This is a genomic window from Halorarum halophilum, assembly GCF_013401515.1.
GTDB classification, from domain to species: Archaea; Halobacteriota; Halobacteria; order Halobacteriales; family Haloferacaceae; genus Halorarum; species Halorarum halophilum.
Genome location: NZ_CP058529.1, coordinates 1,333,056 through 1,350,181 on the forward strand (window position 1 = coordinate 1,333,056; position 17,126 = coordinate 1,350,181).

16 protein-coding genes are annotated in these 17,126 nt (G+C 66.9%); 6 read left to right on the plus strand and 10 right to left on the minus strand.

Features of this window, described 5'->3' with window-relative positions:
- Positions 1-15: 15 nt before the first annotated feature.
- The gene (locus HUG10_RS06945) at positions 16-1,689 is read right to left on the minus strand and encodes an aldehyde ferredoxin oxidoreductase family protein (RefSeq protein ID WP_179168874.1); all 1,674 of its coding nucleotides are present in this window, start codon (positions 1,687-1,689) and stop codon (positions 16-18) included.
- A 170-nt stretch (positions 1,690-1,859) separates the two neighbouring features.
- On the opposite strand from HUG10_RS06945, the gene HUG10_RS06950 reads away from it, so the two are divergent.
- Complete coding sequence (locus HUG10_RS06950) at positions 1,860-3,026, plus strand: hypothetical protein (protein ID WP_179168875.1); 1,167 nt, start codon at positions 1,860-1,862, stop codon at positions 3,024-3,026.
- Here HUG10_RS06950 and HUG10_RS06955 read toward each other — a convergent pair.
- Positions 2,999-3,346, minus strand: a complete 348-nt coding sequence (locus HUG10_RS06955) for a cupin domain-containing protein (protein WP_179168876.1) — start codon at positions 3,344-3,346, stop codon at positions 2,999-3,001. The genes HUG10_RS06950 and HUG10_RS06955 overlap by 28 nt on opposite strands.
- A gap of 269 nt (positions 3,347-3,615) precedes the next feature.
- On the opposite strand from HUG10_RS06955, the gene HUG10_RS06960 reads away from it, so the two are divergent.
- The 3 genes from HUG10_RS06960 (at position 3,616) to HUG10_RS06970 (ending at position 7,326) form a co-directional block, all read left to right on the plus strand.
- A complete protein-coding gene (locus HUG10_RS06960) occupies positions 3,616-4,782 on the plus strand; it encodes a mandelate racemase/muconate lactonizing enzyme family protein (RefSeq protein ID WP_179168877.1) in 1,167 nt (388 codons plus the stop codon).
- Positions 4,783-4,886: 104 nt separating this feature from the next.
- A complete protein-coding gene (locus HUG10_RS06965) occupies positions 4,887-6,113 on the plus strand; it encodes a mandelate racemase/muconate lactonizing enzyme family protein (protein WP_179168878.1) in 1,227 nt (408 codons plus the stop codon).
- 79 nt (positions 6,114-6,192) lie between these two features.
- Positions 6,193-7,326 carry a mandelate racemase/muconate lactonizing enzyme family protein gene (locus HUG10_RS06970; RefSeq protein ID WP_179168879.1) on the plus strand — a complete coding sequence of 378 codons (1,134 nt, stop codon included), beginning with the start codon at positions 6,193-6,195 and terminating at the stop codon, positions 7,324-7,326.
- A gap of 184 nt (positions 7,327-7,510) precedes the next feature.
- On the opposite strand, the gene HUG10_RS06975 is transcribed toward HUG10_RS06970, so the two are convergent.
- From HUG10_RS06975 to HUG10_RS06995, 5 genes are all read right to left on the minus strand, one after another.
- Positions 7,511-8,731: a mandelate racemase/muconate lactonizing enzyme family protein gene (locus tag HUG10_RS06975; RefSeq protein ID WP_179168880.1), complete on the minus strand. Its 1,221-nt coding sequence runs from the start codon at positions 8,729-8,731 to the stop codon at positions 7,511-7,513.
- A gap of 64 nt (positions 8,732-8,795) precedes the next feature.
- Positions 8,796-9,899 carry a mandelate racemase/muconate lactonizing enzyme family protein gene (locus tag HUG10_RS06980; RefSeq protein WP_179168881.1) on the minus strand — a complete coding sequence of 368 codons (1,104 nt, stop codon included), beginning with the start codon at positions 9,897-9,899 and terminating at the stop codon, positions 8,796-8,798.
- A 71-nt stretch (positions 9,900-9,970) separates the two neighbouring features.
- Positions 9,971-11,011, minus strand: a complete 1,041-nt coding sequence (locus tag HUG10_RS06985) for a hypothetical protein (protein WP_179168882.1) — start codon at positions 11,009-11,011, stop codon at positions 9,971-9,973.
- Complete coding sequence (locus HUG10_RS06990; protein WP_179168883.1) at positions 11,008-11,298, minus strand: hypothetical protein; 291 nt, start codon at positions 11,296-11,298, stop codon at positions 11,008-11,010. The genes HUG10_RS06985 and HUG10_RS06990 overlap by 4 nt, the downstream gene beginning before the upstream one ends.
- A gap of 59 nt (positions 11,299-11,357) precedes the next feature.
- The gene (locus HUG10_RS06995; protein ID WP_179168884.1) at positions 11,358-12,329 is read right to left on the minus strand and encodes a D-2-hydroxyacid dehydrogenase; all 972 of its coding nucleotides are present in this window, start codon (positions 12,327-12,329) and stop codon (positions 11,358-11,360) included.
- A 197-nt stretch (positions 12,330-12,526) separates the two neighbouring features.
- Here HUG10_RS06995 and HUG10_RS07000 point away from each other — a divergent pair, with 197 nt between their 5' ends.
- Complete coding sequence (locus tag HUG10_RS07000; protein WP_179168885.1) at positions 12,527-12,871, plus strand: cupin domain-containing protein; 345 nt, start codon at positions 12,527-12,529, stop codon at positions 12,869-12,871.
- Between the two features lie 78 nt (positions 12,872-12,949).
- Entirely contained in the window at positions 12,950-13,924 is a 975-nt protein-coding gene (locus HUG10_RS07005; RefSeq protein WP_179168886.1) for an aldo/keto reductase, read from the plus strand.
- Between the two features lie 81 nt (positions 13,925-14,005).
- On the opposite strand, the gene HUG10_RS07010 is transcribed toward HUG10_RS07005, so the two are convergent.
- The 3 genes from HUG10_RS07010 to HUG10_RS07020 form a co-directional block, all read right to left on the minus strand.
- Positions 14,006-15,187, minus strand: coding sequence for an ABC transporter ATP-binding protein (locus HUG10_RS07010; protein WP_179168887.1), 1,182 nt, complete (start codon positions 15,185-15,187; stop codon positions 14,006-14,008).
- A 135-nt stretch (positions 15,188-15,322) separates the two neighbouring features.
- The gene (locus tag HUG10_RS07015; protein ID WP_179168888.1) at positions 15,323-16,168 is read right to left on the minus strand and encodes a carbohydrate ABC transporter permease; all 846 of its coding nucleotides are present in this window, start codon (positions 16,166-16,168) and stop codon (positions 15,323-15,325) included.
- A gap of 2 nt (positions 16,169-16,170) precedes the next feature.
- Positions 16,171-17,118, minus strand: a complete 948-nt coding sequence (locus tag HUG10_RS07020) for a carbohydrate ABC transporter permease (protein ID WP_246310229.1) — start codon at positions 17,116-17,118, stop codon at positions 16,171-16,173.
- Between the last annotated feature and the right edge of the window lie 8 nt (positions 17,119-17,126).

Genomic DNA, 17,126 nt, shown 5'->3' on the forward strand with positions numbered 1-17,126 from the left:
ACGTCGGCAGCGGGCTCAGTCGTCCGCCTCGGCGTACTCCGAGACCGTGCTGTCGGGGACGGTGCCGTCGTCGTTCCAGCCGCGGAGTTCGTAGTACTCGTCGAGCGCCGACTCGAAGTCGGGAAGGTCGTACGGGAGGACGTCGTCGTCGCGGTCCATCCCGCGTTTGTTGTTGAAGTGTCGCTCCATCTCGACGACGCGCGCGCCCATCGCCATCAGATCCTCGTACTCACAGCCCATGAGCGTCTCGTGGAACGCCTCGTCGACGTACTCGCTCCTGTCGCCGAACGCACAGACGATGCCGCTGTCGCGGAAGGCGCACATGTCTTCGCGCCGTTTGACGATCTCGGGTTTGCCGTCGAGGCCCTCGGGGTCGATCTCGCCGTCGTATTCGAGGCGGAGTGTCGTCGTGTACATGTGGTCGCCGCCGCGGTTGGCGACGGCGTAGCTCAGCCCCTGTCCGTTGAGGACGCGGCCGTCGTGGGCGGCGAACTCCATGCCCTTGACCGACCAGTTCTCGACGCCGAGTTCTTCGTGGGCGCGGGCGACACCCTCTGCGAGCAGGTCGCCGACGCCCTCGCGGTGGGCGATCTTCTCGACCGTCTCGTGGACCAACTCGGGGTTGCCGAACTCGTCCTCGGAGGCGAGGTACGCCGCGACGGTGTCGCCACAGGAGATGGTATCGAGGCCGAACTCGTCGCAGAGTTCGTTCGACTGCATCACGTCGACGATGTCGCCGACGCCGCAGTTGCTCCCGAACGACATGACCGTCTCGAACTCCGGCCCCTCGGTGACGAGGCCGCGGGCCTCGTCCTTCGTCGGAAGCTTGCAGGCGAACGCACAGACCGAACACGCCCCCTTCTTGTACTTCTTCTCCTCGACGGCGTCGCCGCCGATATCCTCGACGTGCTCGAAGTTCATCTCCGAGAAGTACCGCGTCGGCAGCGAGAAGTTGTCGTTGATGAACTCGGTGTTGGCGGTCGTCCCCTGCCGCTTCATCATGTCGTCGGCGGTGGCGGCCGTCCGGTGGATCTCCGACATCGCCTCCTCGTCGAGGTCGATCTCCCGACGGGAGTCGCCCCGGAACGTGACCGCCTTGACGTTCTTCGCCCCGAGCACCGCGCCGAGGCCACCGCGACCGAATGCGCGGCTCTCGTAGGTCATCACGCAGGCGAAGCGGACCCGGTTTTCTCCGCCGGGGCCGATGCAGGCGATGTTCTCTGGGGCCAGGTCGTGTTCGTCGGCCATGTACTTGGTCACCTCGGAGGTCTTCGCCGCTTCGAGGTCGGGCACTGGTTCGAACTCGACGCCCTCGTCGGTGACGTGCACCGCGACGAGTTCGTCGCTCGCGCCGGTGATCTCGACGACGCTGTGTCCCGTGTCCGCGAACTCCCGCGACATGTAGCCGCCGGCGTTCGTCGACAGCAGGCCGTCCGTCAGCGGCGAGAGCCCCGTCATGTTCATCCGACCGGTGAAGCTCATCTGGGAGACCTGGTACGGCCCCGTCGAGAAGTAGACCCGGTTCTCCGGGCCGAACGGGTCGGCGTCGAACGGGATCCGGTCGTGGCCCAGTTTCGTCGCGATGCCCCTTCCGCCGACGAACTGCGAGAGTTCGTCGTCGATGTTCGTCGTGTCCGCCTCCCGTGCGCCCACGTCGACGGTGAGGAGTGTTCCCTGGGCGTGTAGCATCTCAGGAGAGAGGAGGGGGAGTCTCATAATAAATGATGGGTGCGATCCCCGAACGCTCCCGCGTGGCCGACGGGGACCACGCTGATATAGCGGTTCACCGTAGCGGAACCAACGGAGGCCGTCGAACCCGGAACGGGAATCGGGACGGCGCGCGGCCCCACCGCTCACCGATGACTTCCGACGCAAAGAGGCGGTTCGTGTTGGCACTCCGGTCGCTCGACGGTCCGGCGTTCGTCGACTTCGTGGCCGCGCTCTGGACCGCTCGCGGGTGGCGTACGATCGTCGAAGCGCCGGACCGCTTCGAGGCGACCGACGAAGCCGGCCGCGAGTCGTCGACGCTCCGCGTCGTCGGGACGGGCGCCGCGACCGCCTCGTTCCTGGCCCGGCCGAACGCGACGGACGTCGTCGTCACCCGCGGTCCGGTGGGTCGCGCCGCCGTCCACGCCGTCCGGCTGTTCCGCCCCGACGTCGGGTTCGAACACGTCGACGCGAGCGACCTCTACGAGCGGTTCGCCTACGCCATCGGTGACGCCGACCGGCGACGCCTCCGGGAGCGCCACCTCCGGGCGGGCGCCGAACACCCGACGCTCGGAGCCCGTATCTCCCACGGGACGGAGCGGGCCCGGGGCATTCCGCAGTCTCGCCGCGTCCGGACGACCCTCTCGTCGCGCACGCTTGCGGCGGTGGCGGTGCTCCTTCTCGTCGTGGTCGGGGCGACGACCCCCCTGCTCGTCGGCCCCCAGTTCGACCGGGGGTCGACGTCACGAATCGGCGACGACGTCGACGGCGGGGGTGGCGCACCGACCTGGACTCGGACCGGGACCACGACGCCGACGCCGATACCCGCGGCGCTCGACCTGCCGTCAGCGTGTCCCCCTCCCCCGGCCGACGCCCACCCGGTCCTCATCAGGCCCGGCGTCGTGCGGACGGCGAGCACGTCAGGGCTGGAGGGATGGCAAGTCGTCCTCGACGGGAACCTCACCGATTTCGACCCCAACGACGAACGGCGGTCAGTATTCCCGCCCGTCCGCCATTTCATCGTCTACGAGTCGCCGAGCGGCCGGCAGTACCGGCTCTCCGTCGACCGCTGGCGCTCGCCGGACCGCGCGATGGCGCAGGTTCAGCCGGGCGAGAAGTCGGGCGCCGATGCCGTCCTCGTGTGGGGGTCGTACGTCGTGACCGCACGCGCGTCCGCCGACGACGCCCCAGACCTGGCCCGTTCGGACGTCCGGCAGTTGCTCGCGAACCTCCAGCAGCCGAGCGGCGTCCGCCTCGGCTACCAGTGCGCCGACGCCCTGACGACGCCGGCTCAGAGGTGGTCGAACCGCTCGCGGTAGCCCTCGCGGGCGGGCGTGAACGCGTCGATGGCGACGGCGTGGTCGTCGCCGCCCTCGACGCCGTGCCGGTGACCGGGCGGGACGTAGTAGCCGTCGCCCTCCTCGACGTCGCGCGTCTCGTCGCCGGTGAACGTGAACGACCCCTCGGCGACGTAGCCCGCCTGTTCGTGGGGGTGTTCGTGCACCTGGAGCGTCGCGCTCGGCGCGATGTCGACGCGCACCACCATCAGGTCGTCGCTGCTGACGAGGGGGCGGAGTTCGATGCCCTCGTCCGGGACGTACGCCTCGAGCACTTCGGACGGCTGAACGGTCAGCGCCATGGCCCCTCATCGCACCCATTCCATATGACCCTGTGGTCGGGGCGACGAGAATTCCGGTGGGGACGGGACTACACTACGCGTACCGTCACCGTCGCCACGGCTCGGTTCGCAGGCGTGCGTCGGCCCGCTTCGCGGGTGCCGGCCCCCTTTCGTGGACCCAGTTCCGACTCGTGTTCGCCAGACCCGGCGATTCCCGGTCGGTCCGCTGGACCTCGGAACCCGTCGTGTTGTGTGATAGCTCTTTACGTTCGAACCGCGTTGGCGGGTGCATGCACATCACGGACGTGCGTGCTGTCCCGCTGTCGGACCCAGTACCGGAGGAAAAACGCCACCGAACGGACCTCGGAACCAAGGTGAAGACGGACGCGACGTTGGTCTTCGTCGAGAGCGACGACGGGTCGACCGGCGTCGGCGCGTCACTCGGCAACCCGCCGACGATAACGAGCATCGTCGAACACGAACTCGCGCCGCTGCTGCTCGACGAAGATCCCCTCTACACGGAACGGCTGTGGGAGAAGATGTACGACGGGTCGCGGTGGAAGCCGTCGCTGGAGCGGGGGTACTCCCAGCCGCGGGAGGACCGCCGGGGCGTGACGCTGGAGGCCATCTCGGGGCTCGACATCGCGCTGTGGGACCTGAAGGGGAAGCTCCTCGACCAGCCCGTCTACAAGCTGCTCGGCCCAGTCAGGGACGACATCCGGGCGTACGCGAGCGGCGGGTGGGCTCCGGGCGACGCGGCCGAAGCGGAGCTGCGCGGCTACGCCGAGAAGGGGTTCGACGCCGTGAAGATGCGCGTCGTCGGCGAGGACGACTTCGCCATCGAGCACACGGTCCGCCGGGTCGAGGCGGCACGGCGCGGCATCGGCGACGACGTCGACCTCATGGTCGACGCCCACGGCTGTCTGGACGTGTCAACGGCGATCCGGCTCGCCGACGCGCTCGAACCCTACGACATCTCCTGGTTCGAGGAGCCGGTCTCGCCGGACGACCACGCCGGCCTGGCGGAGGTCCGCCGGGCGACCACCATCCCTATCGCGACGGGCGAACGGGAGTTCACCCGGTTCGATTTCCTGAGCCTCTTCGAGGAGCGCGCGCTCGACGTCGCCCAGCCCGACGTCTCCCGCGCCGGCGGGTTCACCGAGATACGTCGTATCGCGGCGATGGCCTCCGCGCGCGGCCTGCGTGTCGCGCCGCACGCCTGGGGCAGCGGCGTCCTCTTCGCCGCCAGCATCCACCTGGCGATGGCGACGCCGAACTGCCACGTCCTCGAGGTGAGCCAGGGACACATGCCGCTCATGTACGACATCTTCGAGGAGGAGTTCGATGTCCGCGACGGCCGCGTCCAGGCGCCCGAGCGCCCCGGACTCGGCTTCACGCTTCGGGAGGACTACGACGAGCGGTTCTCGTACGTCGACGGCCCCGAGTACGTCTTTTGACTGTGGTTCGGTCCGGTCGACCGCGGCACAGTTCGGTCAACGAGGCGCCTCACGGTGCCCGCCGCGGGTATCTTTATGTCCTCCCCTCCGCGAGAGGGGTTCACATGCGACTCACGAACGTCACGGCACACACGCTCTCCTCGCCCATCGACCCCCCACAGGATCGCCACTTCGCGGGCGGCGTCCGCCGGCTGCTCAAGCGGGACTTTGTCCTCGTCGTCGTCGAGACGGCGGACGGGGAAGTAGGTGTCGCGCCTGGCGGCGCCTCGAGTTCTGCGATGCGTGAGTACTTCGAGGGCGCCTCCCAGGACGACTTCGCCAGCGTCATCGAGGAGGTGGTCGCCCCCGAGGTGACGGGCGACCCGATCGAGGATCCGGCCGAGATACACGAGCGAATCGCGGCCGCCGGCCTCCCCGAGATGCTCGAATCGCAGGCCGTCTCGGTCGTCGACGTCGCGTACCACGACATCCTCGGCAAGCGCCGCGGCATCCCGGTGTACGATCTGCTCGCCGACGGCGACGTGACGACCCGGATGCCGTTGTACGCCAGCGCCGGAATGTACATGCCCCCCGAGGGGTACGCGGACCAGGCCGCCGCGATACGGGACCGGGGATTCAAGGGGTACAAGTACCGCCCGGGACTGGGCTACGACGACGACCTCCGGACCATTCGCCTCATCCGCGAAGCCGTGGGCGACGACATGGAGATTATGGTCGACGCCCACACCTGGTGGAAGATGGGCGACGCCTCCTACTCGTTCGACGAACTCGTCGACTTGGTGACCGAGATGGAGGCGTTCGACCCCTACTGGCTGGAAGAACCGGTGCCGCCGGCCGACTACGACGCCTACCGGGACCTGGCCGCCGAGGTGGAGGTCACGCTGGCCGGCGGCGAGAGCGAGGAGTCGCCGGAGGGCCTCGTCGAACTCGCGGAGACGGGCGCCGTCGGCTTCCTCCAGGGCGACGTCCGACACCACCGGGGCTACACGGGGTGCTGGGAGGTCGTCGAACACTGCCGGGGGACGGACGTGACGTTCCTGCCGCACAACTTCGGGACGAACCTGGGGCTGGTCGCGAACGCCCACCTCGCGGCGGCGACGCCGCTGGAGGGCTACCTGGAGTATCCGGTCTTCGGCGACGACGTCGCGGGCATGTACCCCTTCCCGCTGGCCGAGGAGATCCTCGTCGACGACATCGACATCGAGGACGGCTACTTCGAGGTGCCTGACGGCCCGGGCCTCGGGGTGGAAGTCGACTTCGACGCCGTCGAGGAGTATCCCCACATCGACGGTCCCTGGACGGAGTTCCTCGACGAGGACGAAGTCGAGTAACCACCCCATTCCCGGGCGTCGACGCCACGGAAGACCCCGTGGACGAGAACTTATATCTCGGCGACCCGGGTCAGGAACCATGCGAGTCACTGAAGTCGACGCGATACCACTGGCGCACGAACTCGACGAGGGAAGGTCGTTCGGACACGCCCGGGGACTGACATCGAGGCGGAGCTGCGTGCTCGTCCGTGCCGAGACGGCCGACGGCACCGTCGGGTGGGGGGAAGCACTCGCGACGCCGCGGACGACTGCGGCCGCCGTCGACGAGGTGCTCGCGCCGATGGTCGAGGGAATCGACCCCTACGAGGTGGAGACGCTGGTCGAACGGACGCACGCCGAGGCGTACAACGTCGCCGGCGGCCCCGTCCTCCAGAGCGCGCTCTCGGCCGTCGACGTCGCTCTATGGGACATCATCGGGAAATCGGTGGACGAACCCGTCTACCGCCTGCTCGGCGGGGGCGACGCCGATCACGTCGTCCCGTACGCGTCGACGATGTACATCACCGAGTGGGAAGAGGACCCCGCCGATCCTATCAGGGACGCCGTCGACGAGGGGTTCACGGCGGCGAAACTGAAGATCGGCCGCGGGGTGGAAGACGACAGGCGCCGCGTCGAAACCGCTCGGAACCTCCTCGGCGACGACGCCCACCTCATGGTCGACTACAACGGCAACTACCGGCTGAAACAGGCCATCCGATCGGTCGAGGCGCTCGAACCCTACGACCTCACCTGGATAGAGGAACCTGTCCCGCCGGAGGACTACACCGGTCTCCGCAAACTCACCGACCGCGTAGACGTACCCGTCGCCACGGGCGAGTCGCACTTCGGGCGCTTCGACTACGGACGACTCATCAGGGACCACGCCGTCGACATCGTCCAACCGGACCTCGGCCGGGCGGGCGGCCTCTCGGAGTCGCGTTTCCTCGCGAAACTCGCGACGACGGAGAACGTCGCCGTCTACCCGCACGTCTGGAACGGCGGCGTCGGCGTCGCCGCCGCGCTCCAGTTCGCGGCGAGTCTACCCTCGTACCCCCACAACGACAACCTCCCCGACCCGTTTCTGTTCGAGTTCGACCGCAGCGAGAACCCGCTCCGGGAGGAACTCATCACGGAGCCGTTCGACCCGAGCGGCGGCACGCTCGACGTGCCGCAGCGGCCGGGGCTCGGCGTCGAAGTCGACGAAGCGGCGGTCGAACGCTATCGAGTGGACTGAGGCGACCGGTCGACCCCGCCGAAGAGGGTGTTAATTTATGCACCGATTCTAGCATTTTTCTTTATTGGATAGAAATATAGTTCGTCCGTGAGTGAACGTGACTTAGTTCCCGAGTCGTCGACGACTGTCCACGATTTTCCGTGGGTGCGGACAACGACTGGCGAGCGAGCGGCCCCAAGGCCGCCTACGCGAACATCGTGCCCGGGTCGTGGAGGTGTTCCTTCGCGACCTCCTCGTTCAGCTCGATGCCGAGGCCGGGTTCCTCGGGCACCTCGATGTAACCGTCCTCAATGAGCGGATCCTCGTGGTCGTGGAGGTCGTCCCACCAGTCGACTTCGAGCGCGTGGAACTCCAGCACGTCGAAGTTGGGGACGCACGCCCCGAGGTGGACGCAGGCCATCGTGCCGATGGGGCCACAGACGTTGTGCGGCGAGAAGGCGATGTAGTTCTCCTCGGCGCGGTTGGCGATCGCCTTCGACTCGGCGAGCCCGCCGCACGTCGAGGGGTCCGGCGTGATGATGTCGACGCCGAAGTCGTACAGCAGGTCCTTGAACTCGTGGACGCGGAATCGGTTCTCGCCAGTGGCGATGGGAACCGGCGAGACGCGAGTTATCTCGCGCTGGGCATCCATGTTCTCCGGCGGCACGGGGTCTTCGAGCCACATCAGGTCGTACGGTTCGAGCTTCCGGCAGAGCCGTTTCGCGCTGTCCATCGAGTAGTCCCAGTGGATGTCGAACGCCAGGTCGATCTCATAGCCGATCTCGTCGCGGATGGCCTCGACGGTGTCGACCTTCCGCTGGATTGCGGCGTTCGAGACCCGCCCGTTGTATGGGTCCGGGTGGTTGTCGAACGGCTGGTCGAGGTCGAACTTCAGCGCGGAAAAGCCCATGTCGGCGACGCGGCCCGCCTCCTGGGCGTACGCCTCGACCGCGTACGCGTCGTCGGACGCCGGCGAGTGGTAGCCGGCGTCCGTAGCGAACGCCTCACCGGCGTGGCAGTCGCAGTAGATTCGCACCTCGTCGCGGTACTTGCCGCCGAGCAACTGGTAGACGGGGACGTCGAGCACCTTGCCGGCGACGTCCCACAGCGCGATCTCGATGCCGGTCGCCGCGGTGACGACCTTGCCCGTGGTGCCGCTGTGGCCGGACGTCTCCTGGACCATCCGGCGGAACAGTCGCTCGACGTCGAGGGGGTTCTCGCCGACAAGGAATCGCTTCATGTACTCGACGATGGCGGTGACGCCGCCGCCTCGGTAGGACTCGCCGATGCCGGTCACGCCGGCGTCGGTGTGGACCTTGACAATGTTCCACTCGAAGTTCCCCTTGACGACGCAGGTCTCGATGTCGGTTATCTCGACGTCGCGCTCCGGCACGCGGTTCGTGGCGTGGTTGGAATAATCTCTCATGTCGGCTACGTCCTGTCCCGTCGCATCGAATCATAAAAGCTCCTCTCCCCGCAATCCCGGTCGCTCAGATGCGGAACTGTTCGAGCGCATCGTCGTCGAGTTCGACGCCGTGGCCGTCGCGGTCGGGGATTTCGAGGTAGCCGTCCTCGGCCTCCATCGGGTGGACGAGGACATCGTCGAACGCCTTCACGTCGGAGTCGCGGTAGAAGAACTCCGCCCAGAGGCCGTTCTCGATGGCGCCGAGTAGGTGGACGTGGAGGTCCCAATTGTAGTGGGGCGCGACGGGGATGTCGCGGGCGGCCGCGGCGTTCGCGACGCGCATCCACTCGGTGACGCCGCCGACGACGGTGACGTCCGGCTGGATTATCTCGACCGCGCCGGAGTCCATCAGGTGCTCGAAGCCGTAGCGGGTGAACTCCAGTTCGCCGGCCGCGACGGGGTACGAGAGCGCGGCGTTCACCTCGCTCATCAGGTCGATGCTGTCGGGCATTACCGGCTCCTCAATGAAGTAGGGGTCGTACTCGCCGAAGGCGCGGCAGGCCCGAACGGCCTCCTGTTTGTTCGACCACTTGCCGTTGGCGTCCATGAGGAGCGTCCGGTCGGGGCCGATCGTCTCTCGGACGGTGCGGACGCGTTCGACTTCCTCCTCGACCGATCTCCGGCCGACCTTCATCTTGACCGTGTTGTGTCCCCGGTCGACGTACGTCCGCATCTCCTCGCGGAGCCCCTCGAGCCCCTTCGACTCGCGGTAGTAGCCGCCGCTTGCGTAGGCGGGTATCCGCTCCTTACTCCCGCCGAGGAGTTTGTAGAGCGGCATCCCGGCGGCCTTCGCCTTGATGTCCCACAGCGCGATGTCGAGGATGGAGATGGCACGCACCATGACGCCCTTGCGGCCGATCTGGACGGTCCCGTCGAACATCTCCCGCCAGAGGCGTGTCGTGTCCCGCGGGTCCTCGCCCTCGAGCATCGGCGCGAGCACGTCGGAGGCGGCGTCGGCGACGAGTTTGGCGCCGCCGTAGCCCAGCGAGTAGCCGAGCCCCTCGTGCCCCTCGTCGGTCCGGACGTAGACGATAGCGTGGTCCCGCTCCTCGACGGTTCGGGTGGCGAACGACACCGGTTCCTCGAGCGGTATCGAGACCGCGAAACTCTCGATTTCGGTGATTTCCATGCGTACGCGTGTCGATACGATGTGAGGAGAAAACGCTTTTGGTGAGGTAACATCCCACACGCCGAGAGCTCTCAGGCCGGCCGTTCCGCGAGGCGCAGCAGGCGCCCCCGCAGCGACCGAACCTCGCCGGCGTACGGCCCGGCGGTGCCGTACTCGAGACGCTCACCCAGCGCGGCCGCCACTTCCCGCTCTGCCTCGTGGAGGTCCGTCTCGATGTCAGCCGCCCGCTCCTGCTGGTCGGGCGTGAGCGACCCCTCGCGGGCCGTCCGGAGGTGCGTCCTGACGTCCCGGCTCATCTCGATGGCCTGTCGGCCGTCCTCAACGATGTAGGCCGATTCGTTTTTCTCCCAGGCCACCTCGACCGCCTCCTCGGAGAGCGCGCCGACCAGGAACTCGGCCTTCCCGAGGCGTGCGTCGGTCGGCGTCGTGCCGGGATCGAAGTCGGCGCGGGCGTCGTAGGAGACGAGCACGGCCTTCTCGGGGGCGGTGTAGGTGTCGGTCGCGTACGCCGTGTTGACGACGCCCATGACCCCAATGACGAGGATAGCAACGAGGCCGAGCGCGAGGAACCACCTGGGGGCGCCGCGGACGGGGATCGGTCCGACTAGTGGGTTGTTCGAGTGGCTCCGCATCGACACGTCCCGGAGGTCGGCCACCCACTCCGCCAGCGTCCGCGTCCTCTCGGAGGCGCCGGTGACGACGAGCCGCCCGCTGTCGGTGAGCCGGACGAACGAGTTGTGGAAGCCGCCGTGTTTGACCATCAACCCCTCGCCCTCGGAGAACGACTCCCGACGGACGGAGTCGGCGATGTCGCCGCCGACGGCGTCGGCGATGATCGTGAGCGCCCCGTCGGGGTTCGGGTCGGGTTCGTCCGAGACGAACGTCGCGTCGAGTTCCGCGGCGCCACGGCGGCGGGCCACGAGGTACCGCCTCCCGCGGCGCGACCAAAGCTTCGCGTACGCGAGCGCTCTCGGGAGCAGCAGAATTGTCAGCGCGGTGATGACGCCCGGCAGGAACCGGAGCGGGCCGCCGTAGGCGACGGCGGCCCAGACGCTCAGCGCGAACAGGAACGTGCCGGACGAAACGGAGACGACGCGTAGCCAGTTCGTCATCGCCAGGCGAAGAGGGCCTGTTTGAGACGGCCGAAGAGACTGACCTGGCGCGAGCGTATCTCCGACTCGATTATCGGTTCGAGCTTCCGGTCGAGGTCCTCGCGGTTCTCGAAGCGGTCGACGTCGTTGTCGACGAACAGCTCCGAGACCATGATCATGTGCCGGCCGTCCTCGTCGAGCTTGACGTTCTTGAGGGCGTGTTCGCGTTCGAGGCGGGTGACCGTCACCGGATAGCTCCACCCGGAATCCTCGATGAGTTCGTGGATGGCATCCAGGCCGTAGGTCATATCCGATGTAGTCCGTCCGATGGTATAAATGTACTACGCACGCGCCGTCGCCGGGCGACTCAGACGACCTGGTTCTCGAGGTCGTCGTAGGACCCGGTCTCCTCGACACGGCCGAGGTTCCGGGCGAGGATGTCGGCGACGCGGGGATAGTACTGCGGCGTGTAGCCGGAGTTGTGCGGCGTGATGTGGACGTTGCCCATCCGCCAGAGGTCGTGGTCCGACGGGAGCGGTTCGGGGTCCGTCACGTCGAGCGCCGCCCCGCGGATGGCGTTGTCCTTGATCGCGTCGGTCAGCGCCTCGGTGTCCACGATGGGGCCGCGGCCGACGTTGACGAGGACGGCGTGGGGCGGGAGCGTCTCGAACTCCGCCCGTCCGACGAGCCCGCGGGTCGTCTCGGTCAGTGGACACGCCAGCACGAGGTAATCCGTCCTGGCCAGCGCGTCGTGGAACTCCGCCCCGTCGAAGCCGAGCACCTCGTCGGTCGGGCCTCCCTTCCCCGGGGTGTATCGGACCCCGATGAGGTGGGGACCGAACGCGTCGAGGCGCTCAACGATGGCCTGGCCGATCGGGCCGAGGCCGACGACGGTAACGGTGCTGTCCCCCAGTTCACGCGGGAACCCCTGGTAGTGGCGCCACTCGTGGTTCCGCTGTCGCTCCCACCCTACGTGGAGGTTGCGCACGAAGGCGAGGACGTTGCCGATGACCTGCTCCGCGATGTTCGGGCCGTGGACGCCCGAGGCGTTCGTGACGGCGACGCCACGGGCCGCCAGTTCCTCCTGTGGCAGGTGGCCGACGCCCGCCGAAAAGCAGGCGAACAGTTCCAGTTCCTCGGCCGCCTCCAGCAGTTCCTCGTCGATGCCGTGGCCGACGATGACCGGTGCCTCGGCGGCGGCCTCGCGTTCCCCCGCCGGCGTTCCCGGCCGGACCACCTCGTAGTCGGGGAGTCGCTCGCGTATCGCCTCGGCGAGCATCGTCGTCGACATCCCATGGGCCGCACGGCGCAGAACCACGATGTCCGGCGATTCAGTCATCGGTACCACCTTCGAGAACGGTGACTCGATTCGGCATACGAGCCACCGTCGTCACCAGCCCCCTTAATTCGCTCGTCAGCGTCACAACCGAGCGGGTCCGTCCTCCCGTCAGGTCCATCCCTATGCCAAGTCCGCCCCCACGCAGATCCGTCCCTATGCCAAGGTTCATGGCGTCGTGCCGCGTCCGCTGGAGTGCAATGGAGCCTGTATCCTTCGACCAGGCGGAGACGTACGAACCCGAGGAGGGCTGGCGCCGCGTCGCGATGGCTGGCTCCGACGCATTCTCGTTCGAGTGGTTCGAGAAGCCGCCCGGCCACTCCTCGCCGATGCACGACCACGAGAACGAGCAGGTCTGTCTTGTGACCGAGGGCGAACTCACCGTCTACACCGAAGACGACGAGGTGACGCTCGGTCCCTACGACTCGACGTGGCTCGAACCTTGGGAGCGCCACCGCGTCGAGAACACGGGCGACGAGCGGGCCGTCGGCGTCGACGTGTTCGCGCCGGGGCGGTCGTTCGACTTCTGGCTCGACCGGGAGTGATCGGGGCGACGGGGCGACCGTCAGCGCCCGTTTACTCTAACGCGTACCTTTTTCGTCGCGTCGCCCGACGCCACGCGCGTGGAGTACACGACACTCGGTGACACGGGACTCGAGGTATCGCGGATCTGTCTCGGCTGCATGAGCTTCGGGACGAGCGAGTGGCGCGACTGGGTGCTCGACGAGGAGGAGAGCGTCGAGATCATCGACCGGGCGGTCGACCTCGGGATCAACTTCTTCGACACCGCGAACGTGTACTCGAAGGGCGAGTCCGAGCGCGTCCTCGGGACGGCGCTGGACGGGCGGCGCGAGGAGTCGGTCGTCGCGACGAAGGTGTACGGCGACATGCGCGAGGACGACCCGAACTCGGGCGGCCTGTCACGCAAGGCCATCGAGCAGGAACTCGACGCCTCGCTCGACCGCCTCGGCATGGAGACGGTCGACCTCTACCAGATCCACCGCTGGGACGACGACACGCCGATCAAGACGACGATGCGCGCGCTCGACGACGCGGTCCGGCGGGGGAAGGTGCGGTATCTCGGCGCCTCCTCGATGTGGGCCCACCAGTTCGCCGACGCGCTCGCCACGAGCGACCGCCTCGGCACCGACCGGTTCGCGACGATGCAGAACCACTACAACCTCGCCTACCGCGAGGAGGAGCGCGAGATGCTCCCGCTCTGTGCGCGAGCGAACGTCGGCGTCATCCCGTGGTCGCCGCTCGCCCGCGGCTTTCTCACCCGGCCGGCCGAGGACATCGACGCGACGACCCGCGGGGAGTCAGAACGGCGGATGTACGAACACCCCTACCGCGAGGGTGGCGGAATCGAGGTGAACGAGCGGGTCGAGGAACTGGCCGCCGAGAAGGGCGTGAAGATGGCCCAGATCGCGCTCGCGTGGCTGTTGCACAGGGACGAGGTCACCGCACCGATCGTGGGGACGACGAGCGTCGAGCACCTCGAGGACGCCGTCGAGGCGCTCGACATCTCGCTGTCGGGGAGCGAGATGGACTACCTCGAAGAACCGTACGAACCGGTCCGCGTCTCGGGACACGAGTAGACTGGACCACGCGCGGGAACTCGACGAATCAATCCGGCCTTACCGCAGTGCGAGGGGCGAACGCGAAAACTGTTCGGCGGGCTACTCCGCGCTGCCTACTTCCTCGATGGGGGCTTCCTGATCCCCTGACGCCGTGGATTTCTCCGTCCCGTGGGTGAGCGCTTGCTCGGTCTCGATGTCGAAGAGGTGGATGTTCTCCTCGTCGAAGGTGAACTCGAAGGTCGTGTCGAGGGCGGGTTCGATCGTCGACGGCGTCCGCACGCGGCACTCCTTGCCGTCCATGTCGAGGTAGATGAAGTTGTCCGAGCCGACGACCTCGACGACGTCGACGCGGGCGCTGAGGGTCTTGCCCTCTGGGGTCGTCGCGTCCGCAGGGCTCATGCTCTCGGGGCGGATTCCCATGATCATCCGATCGCTCCTTCGGTCCTGGACGTTGTTCACGATGCGCTCGGACACCTCGTAGGTGAAGCTCTCGTTGCCCAGCCGTCCGCCGCCGTCGGCGTCGGTCTCCAGTTCGACCTCGAAGAAGTTCATGCTGGGCGATCCGATGAAGTCGGCGACGAAGTAGTTCACCGGTTCGTAGTAGACCTCCTTCGGCGTGGCCATCTGCTGGAGTCGGCCGTCGTTGAGCACGACGATGCGGTCGGCCATCGTCATCGCCTCCTCCTGGTCGTGGGTCACGTACATCGTCGTGATGCCCAGTTCCGTGTGGAGGCGGGCCAGTTCGGTCCGCATGTGCTTGCGGAGCTTCGCGTCGAGGTTCGACAGCGGCTCGTCGAACAGGAACACCGCGGGCTCGCGGACGATGGCGCGACCTGTGGCGACACGCTGCTGTTGGCCGCCCGAGAGCGAGCCGGGTTTCTTGTCCAGGAGGTCCTCGATTCCCATCATCGACGCGGCCTCCTCGACCCGTTTGTCGATCTCTTCATCCGTGAGGTCGGTCGAGAGCCGGAGGCCGTACGCCATGTTCCCCCTGACCGTCTTGTGGGGGTAGAGCGCGTAGCTCTGGAAGACCATGGCGATATCGCGGTCCTTGGGCGGTTTGTCGTTGATGACCTCGTCGCCGATGCGGATCTCGCCCTCAGTGGCGGTCTCGAGGCCGGCGACCGTCCGTAACGTCGTCGACTTGCCACAGCCCGAGGGGCCGACGACGACGACGAACTCGCCGTCTTTGATGTCCAGGTCAAGCTCTTCGACCGCGACGATGGGACCGGAATCCGCATCGAATACTTTCGTGAGGTTATCTATCTGTAATCGTGCCATGGGTGTCTCGTTGCGTGGATGTTGGACTGCCGTTATTTAGCGTTACTCCCGGACCGCTCACGACGCTCGCCGTGCCGGGGTTCGATGCCGGCCGATGCGAGCGCCGCGCGGGGGTGGGATCGGTTCCTGTCACGATCATCCACCTCCGGTGGTTCCGCCCAGCCCCTCGCCGACGTAGCGCTGGGAGAGGCCGTAGAAGATGACCGGCGGCGCGACCAGAATCACGACGGCGGCCATCAGGACGTTCCACTCGCGGAGCACGTCGCTCCCGAGGATGTAGTGGATCGCGACGGTCGCCGTCCGGACGTCCTCGTCGCTCGTGAGGATGAATACCCACAGGAAGTTGTTCCACCCCGAGAGGAACGAGAACAGGGCCGCGGCACCGATGGCGGGCGCGCTCAGCGGGAGCACGATGCGGAGGAACGCGGTGATCTCCGTGTTGCCGTCGAGCAGCGCCGCCTCCTCGATGTTCGGCGGTATCCCCTGCCGGAAGAACCCCTGGAGCAACCAGATGTTCTGTGGCAGCGTGAAGATCGCGATGGCGATGATGACGCCCGTGAGCGTGTTCACCAGTCCCGCCCGGTAGAAGATATCGTACACCGGGATGGTGATGACGATCCAGGGGAACATGATGGTGAACACTGCCGTGTAGAACAGTATCTGCCGTCCCGGGAAGTCCAACCGGGCGAACGCGTACGCGCCCGGGATGGAGAACAGCACCGAGATCACCATCGCCGAGAGCGCGACGATGATGCTGTTCTTGAAGAACAGCGGGAAGTCGGCGCGGTTCCAGATCTGCGTGAACGGCTGGAGACTGAAGACCTCGCCGGCCGGGATATACGGTGACGCCGGGTCGACGGCGGCGAAGTTCGTCAATATTGACGTTCTGAGGACCCACATGTAGGGGATCAGCGCCCAGAGCGTGAAGACGGCGATGCCGACCCACAGCAGCGTTTTCGATCGCTTGTTTTCGTTGAGCATGGTTAGACGTAGAGTTGTTCCTCCTGTCTGATGGCGTTGACGTAGACGATTCCCGCGAACATCGCGAGCAGGATCATCACCACGCCGATGGAGAACGCTCGCGCGAACGAGAGGTTGACGAACGCGGTGCGGTACGTCAGGATGGACAGGAGCATCGTCCTGGTCCCCGGCCCACCGCCGGTCAGTTCGAACGGCTGTGCGAACTCGGCGACGTTCCAGGCGGTCCGCAACGCGAGGATGATCACCGTGGGGATGAGCAGGTGCGGGAGCGTCACGTCGCGGAACCGACGGAGTCGGCCGGCGCCGTCGAGGGCGGCGGCCTCGTACTGTGCGCTCGGCACCGACGCCAGCGCGGCCCCGTAGATGATGGCCGCGTACGCGTAGTCGTGCCACGCCTGGGCGACGATGAGCGAGACGTAGGGCCAGAAGCCGTCGGCGAGGAACGCCGGCAGGGTCATGCCGAGGTCGGAGGCGACCTTGGCGAGTAACCCGAAGTCGCTGTTCAGGAACCAGAACCAGATGACACCGCCGGCCAGGGGGGCCGAGAAGTACGGCGACATCAGGACCGCGCTGAACGTCTCCTTCAGCCCGCTCCGGAGCTCGTTCAACAGCAGTGCGGCCATGAGACCGATGACCAGTTGCAGGGCCGTCACGCTGAAGACGAACGCCATGGTCCAGCCGAGCGCGAACACGAACAGGTCGTTCGAGAGCATCCACACGTAGTTGTCCAGCCCGACGAACTGGTAGCTCGTCCCGCCGAGCGTCGCGTTCGTGAACGTGAGGAAGATCCCCTGGATGATCGGGATGTAGAACAGGAGGATGAACATGACGAACGTCGGCAGGATGAACAGGTAACTGGTGTAGTTCTCCCTGATTCTGTCGAGGAGCGTCTCGTCCCCGACGCCGTATCGTTCGCGGATTGCCTCTGCGGTTCGTTGTTCTTGTGCCACGCTAACAG

Bases quoted from the DNA above. Each gene is read 5' to 3' on its own strand.
- HUG10_RS07000 (WP_179168885.1), top strand. From the start codon at position 12,527: ATGGAGCCTGTATCCTTCGACCAGGCGGAGACGTACGAACCCGAGGAG.
- HUG10_RS06970 (WP_179168879.1), top strand. From the start codon at position 6,193: ATGCGAGTCACTGAAGTCGACGCGATACCACTGGCGCACGAACTCGAC.
- HUG10_RS06950 (WP_179168875.1), top strand. From the start codon at position 1,860: ATGACTTCCGACGCAAAGAGGCGGTTCGTGTTGGCACTCCGGTCGCTC.
- HUG10_RS06990 (WP_179168883.1), bottom strand. From the start codon at position 11,298: ATGACCTACGGCCTGGATGCCATCCACGAACTCATCGAGGATTCCGGG.
- HUG10_RS06975 (WP_179168880.1), bottom strand. From the start codon at position 8,731: ATGAGAGATTATTCCAACCACGCCACGAACCGCGTGCCGGAGCGCGAC.
- HUG10_RS06965 (WP_179168878.1), top strand. From the start codon at position 4,887: ATGCGACTCACGAACGTCACGGCACACACGCTCTCCTCGCCCATCGAC.
- HUG10_RS07010 (WP_179168887.1), bottom strand. From the start codon at position 15,187: ATGGCACGATTACAGATAGATAACCTCACGAAAGTATTCGATGCGGAT.
- HUG10_RS06980 (WP_179168881.1), bottom strand. From the start codon at position 9,899: ATGGAAATCACCGAAATCGAGAGTTTCGCGGTCTCGATACCGCTCGAG.
- HUG10_RS06955 (WP_179168876.1), bottom strand. From the start codon at position 3,346: ATGGCGCTGACCGTTCAGCCGTCCGAAGTGCTCGAGGCGTACGTCCCG.
- HUG10_RS06960 (WP_179168877.1), top strand. From the start codon at position 3,616: ATGCACATCACGGACGTGCGTGCTGTCCCGCTGTCGGACCCAGTACCG.
- HUG10_RS07015 (WP_179168888.1), bottom strand. From the start codon at position 16,168: ATGCTCAACGAAAACAAGCGATCGAAAACGCTGCTGTGGGTCGGCATC.
- HUG10_RS06995 (WP_179168884.1), bottom strand. From the start codon at position 12,329: ATGACTGAATCGCCGGACATCGTGGTTCTGCGCCGTGCGGCCCATGGG.
- HUG10_RS06985 (WP_179168882.1), bottom strand. From the start codon at position 11,011: ATGACGAACTGGCTACGCGTCGTCTCCGTTTCGTCCGGCACGTTCCTG.
- HUG10_RS06945 (WP_179168874.1), bottom strand. From the start codon at position 1,689: ATGCTACACGCCCAGGGAACACTCCTCACCGTCGACGTGGGCGCACGG.